Origin of the sequence: Candidatus Glomeribacter gigasporarum BEG34, assembly GCF_000227585.1 — a bacterium.
GTDB classification, from domain to species: domain Bacteria; phylum Pseudomonadota; class Gammaproteobacteria; order Burkholderiales; family Burkholderiaceae; genus Glomeribacter; species Glomeribacter gigasporarum_B.
Map to the genome: position 1 here is coordinate 1 of NZ_CAFB01000032.1, position 4751 is coordinate 4751.

The window sequence follows — 4751 nt, forward strand, 5'->3', positions numbered from 1 at the left end:
TGGCAACGCTGGCCGCGCTCGAACGCTTTGCGGACAAAATCCGCGCAGAATCTGCTTGACGCTATCCATCGCGCCAGGCGCACCACGCTTGCGCGCTTTATTTACGCGCTTGGCATTCGCCACGTTGGCGAATCGACGGCGGCGAATCTGGCGCGCCATTTCGGCGCGCTGGACGCACTGATGCGCGCAACCTATGAAGCGCTGCTCGAAGTCGGCGACGTTGGCCCGGTAATTGCGGCGTCCATTCGGCAATTTTTCGCGCAGCCGCGCCATATTGAAGCGATTAAACAATTACGCGCCGCCGGGGTGCATTGGCCTGAACGCGAGAGAGAGAACACAAAAGAGGCTGAAAAACCGCTCACCGGCAAGATCATCGCGCTCACCGGCGCATTGCCCACTCTCACTCGGGAGCAAGCCAAAGAAAAACTCATGACTGCGGGCGCAAAGGTGAGCGCCTCGGTATCCAGAAAAACCGCGTGCGTGGTTGCCGGCGCGGACGCGGGCAAGAAGCTGACTCAAGCCGAGGCGCTTGGCCTTCCAGTGCTGGATGAAGAGGGACTGCATCAACTTTTGAATGGACAGATTAAATTGTAGAGATGTTGAGCATGAACATTGTCATTCTGACTGCGGGCGGCGGCACGCGGATGCGCTCGGCGCGTCCCAAAGCGCTCCATCCGCTCGCGGGCCGGCCGCTTTTAACGCATGTGCTTGAAACGGCGCGCGCATTGCAGCCCGTCAAACAAGTGGTCGTGGTCAGCGAGAACGCGGACGACATCCGGCGCGTGGTTGCTGCGCCCGATATCGACTTCGCCGTGCAACCTCAACCGCTGGGCACAGGTCATGCGTTGCAGTGCGCACTGTCCCGTCTCAATCCCGCGTTGCCAATCCTTGTGTTATATGGCGATGTGCCGCTTATTTGCGCCGCAACGTTGAAACGGTTGATTCAGGCGGCCGGTTCAAACCGTTACGGGATTCTGACCGCAATACTCGATCGCCCCGCGGGCTATGGCCGCATCGTGCGGGATTCAGCGGGGTGCGTATTGCGCATTGTCGAAGATCGGGATGCAAACGGCGCTGAGCGCGCCGTTGATGAAATTAACACCGGCATCGTCTCGATTCCGGCGGGACGCGCCGCCGGTTGGCTGGCGGCGCTGAATACGCACAACGCGCAGGGCGAACGCTATCTGACCGATACTGTTGAATGCGCGGTTGCGGATGGCGTTGAAATCGTGACCGTGCAGCCGGAAGATCGTTGGGAAATTTTCGGCGTCAACAGTCAGGCGCAACGCACGCAGCTTGAACGCATCGTGCAGCGCAATATCGCACACGCTTTACTCAACGATGGCGTGCGGCTGGCGGATGCGGCGCGCATCGACGTGCGCGGCGCGCTCAAATGCGGACGCGATGTATCGATTGATGTGAATTGCGTTTTTGAAGGCCGCGTTGTGTTGGGTGACGGCGTGTGCATCGGGCCGAACTGCGTGCTCAAAAATGCCGTGATCGATGCCGGCGCCGTGATCCGCGCGTTCACCCATATTGAGGAGGCGAATATCGGCGCGCGTTCGGTGATCGGCCCGTACGCGCGCCTGCGTCCGGGCGCGGCGCTCGATGCTGAAGTCCATATCGGCAACTTCGTCGAAGTCAAAAGCGCGCATCTCAAGCAAGGCGCGAAAGTCAATCATTTGAGCTATATCGGCGACGCGGATATCGGCGCGCGCGTCAATCTCGGCGCTGGCGCCATCACGTGCAACTACGACGGCGCGCGCAAACATCGCACAGTGATCGAAGACGATGTTTTTATCGGCTCGGATACGCAACTGGTCGCGCCGGTGCGCGTTGCGCGCGGCGCAACGATTGCCGCCGGAACGACGGTTTGGAAAGACGTTCCCGAACGCGCGCTCGCGCTGAATGAAAAAACGCAAATTGCCAGACTGGGCTACCGGCGGCCTGAAAAAAGTTCTAAAAAAGATTTTAAATAGCAGTCATTTGGAGACTTCAATGTGCGGCATCGTCAGCGCAATTGCGCGGCACAATATTGTTCCGGTCTTGATCGAAGGGTTAAGGCGTCTCGAATACCGCGGCTATGACTCGTGCGGCATCGCCGTGTTAACAGACGGCGCACCGCGCCGCGTGCGCAGCATCGCGCGCGTTGAAGACTTGGCGGCGCAAGTCGAAAAGGCTGGTTTTGCCAGTGGAATCGGACTTGCGCATACCCGCTGGGCGACGCACGGCGCGCCAGTTCCGGATAATGCGCATCCGATTTTTTCACGTGAAACAATTGCGCTGGCTCATAACGGCATCATCGAAAATCATGAAGCGCTGCGCAAAGCTTTAAGCGCGCAAGGCTATACCTTTGTCAGCCAAACGGATAGCGAGGTGATTGCGCATTTGATTCACTCTCTGCTGCCCGCCAGCAGTCTAGAGCATTTTTCAGCGAGATTGCTACTGGCGCGAGCGCGAAGACAGTATGGGGATCGATGCGGGCGGAGCAGGTCTGCCTCGCTGCGCGATGGAGGCGACCCCGCAGCGATCCCGAATACACGGAACGACGACGTGACACAGTGCAAGCCGCTGAAAAATGCTCTAGCGGATGCTGTTCGCGCAGCGGTGCAACAACTGCGCGGCGCATACGCGATTGCCGTCTTCCACAGCGCCGAGCCGCATTGCATTGTCGGCGCGCGGCGCGGCTCGCCGCTGGTGGTCGGCATCGGGGAGGAAGCGCATTTTCTGGCTTCGGATGCGATCGCGCTGGCGGGTGAAACAGAGCGCTTTATCTTTCTGGAAGACGGCGATGTCGTTGAATTAACCGCGGATACTGTGAATATTACCGATTCAAACGGCGCGCGGGCCGAACGGGAATTGCGCGTATTGACCAGCCTTCATCAAATAGGCGCGCTCGGCCCTTATCAGCACTTCATGCAGAAAGAAATCTTCGAGCAGCCGCGCGCGCTCGCAGAGTCGATTGCACAACGCGATACTTTTTTACCGTCTTGTTTTGGCGAGAGAGCGCGCGCTGTGTTCGAGCGCATTGACCGGGCGCTGATTCTGGCGTGCGGCAGCAGCTACTACGCGGGCCTGACCGCGAAATACTGGCTGGAATCCATCGCTGCGCTGCCAACGCAGGTTGAAATTGCCAGCGAATACCGTTACCGGAGCCCGGTGCCGCATCCCGATACGCTGGTCGTTGCCATTTCGCAATCGGGCGAGACGGCCGATACGCTTGCCGCGCTCAAATACGCGCACGCGCTTGGACAGGCGCAGTCGCTCGCGATCTGCAATGTGGCGACGAGCGCGATGGTCCGGCAAACCGCGCTCTCATTTCTGACCCGCGCGGGCGCCGAAATCGGCGTTGCATCGACCAAAGCTTTCACTGCCCAACTGGCCGCGCTCTTTATATTGACGGTCACGCTGGGCAAAGTGCGTGCGCGCGTTGCGCCTTCAGCCGAAGATGCCTACCGCCAGCAATTGCGCCATCTGCCCGTTGCACTGAACCGCGTGCTCGCGCTGGAGCCGCATCTGATCGCGTGGGCCGAGACTTTTGCGGGCAAAGAAAACGCCCTCTTTCTTGGGCGCGGCATGCACTATCCCATCGCGCTCGAAGGCGCCTTAAAACTGAAAGAGATCTCGTACATCCATGCGGAAGCCTATCCGGCGGGCGAACTCAAACACGGACCGCTCGCGCTTGTGACAGACGCCATGCCGGTTGTTGCGATTGCGCCGAATGATGCGCTGCTTGAAAAACTGAAATCCAATCTGCATGAAGTGCGCGCGCGCGGCGGTCAACTGTATGCGCTCGCTGAACCAGAGACGCGGATTGACAGCGATATCGGCTTACGCGCGATCCGCATGCCTGAACATGAAGGGCCGCTTTCGCCTCTGCTGCATGCGGTCGCGCTGCAACTGCTCGCTTACCACACCGCGCGCGCGCGCGGCACGGACATTGACAAACCGAGAAATCTGGCGAAATCCGTCACGGTGGAATAGGCGCAGTGGAATGGGTCTAGCGCATTTTTCAGCGAGATTGCACAAGGAACGAGCGCGAAGACAGTATGCACAATACGGCAAGCGCGAAGTGACGCAGTGCAAGCCGCTGAAAATGCTCTAGACCGGCAGGCGAATGGCGCTCGCATCCTTACAAATCAGATACGAGCAGCTCAGCATTTGCTTGCATTGATACGCGAGCAATTTAAGCTCTGAAGTGATTTCAGCCGTTTCCATTCCTGTCTTTTCTACGTTCACAACCATTTCGTCCAGTGCGCGCGCGAGCGCTTTATAGGATTGGAGCCAATTGCCCGGTGCGCCCGAGCCCGCTTCCGCCTGTTTTAGATTTTCGCGCACCGTATCCAGCGCCCGCGCAAGACTGGAGCGAGTGAGGCGCTGTAGCGCTGCGCTGTCCGCTGTCTGTGTCAGCGCAGGCGCTACGGCCGCGATGTGGGCCGCAAGCGCATGGCTCTGAATCAGAAGATCGTTCAATTCAGCGACATATTTTTGCTGCGCCTTTGGCTCCAGCATCATGCGCTTAAAAGCGTTTCCCAGATTGGCAAATGCAATATGGGTATTTTTACGCGCCAGCCGGCCATCCAGGTCGCTGCCTGCGCTGCCGGACGGCGCAGAGATCAGACGCGCGCAGATGGTTTCAAAATAGCGCCTTGTTGAGCCAATCACTTTTTGGACCAGCGGCCCCATGCTGCGATATTCCCAATACGGAAATAAATAATTAAAGCCGGTTGCAATCGCGCCGCCGATCAGCG

At 58.9% G+C, this 4751-nt stretch carries 2 protein-coding genes and 2 pseudogenes; 3 read left to right on the plus strand and 1 reads right to left on the minus strand.

Annotated features, from left to right (window positions below; genetic code table 11):
* The 3 genes and pseudogenes from CAGGBEG34_RS00580 to glmS form a co-directional block, all read left to right on the plus strand.
* Positions 1 to 594 (plus strand): annotated as a pseudogene (locus CAGGBEG34_RS00580) (helix-hairpin-helix domain-containing protein); the annotation flags it as partial.
* Between the two features lie 11 nt (positions 595 to 605).
* Entirely contained in the window at positions 606 to 1979 is a 1374-nt protein-coding gene (gene glmU / locus CAGGBEG34_RS00585) for a bifunctional UDP-N-acetylglucosamine diphosphorylase/glucosamine-1-phosphate N-acetyltransferase GlmU (RefSeq protein ID WP_006681985.1), read from the plus strand.
* A 19-nt stretch (positions 1980 to 1998) separates the two neighbouring features.
* On the plus strand, positions 1999 to 3984 hold the full coding sequence (gene glmS / locus CAGGBEG34_RS00590; protein WP_006681986.1) for a glutamine--fructose-6-phosphate transaminase (isomerizing): 1986 nt from the start codon (positions 1999 to 2001) through the stop codon (positions 3982 to 3984).
* Positions 3985 to 4101: 117 nt separating this feature from the next.
* On the opposite strand, the pseudogene CAGGBEG34_RS10905 reads toward glmS, so the two are convergent.
* Positions 4102 to 4751 (minus strand): annotated as a pseudogene (locus tag CAGGBEG34_RS10905) (hypothetical protein); the annotation flags it as partial.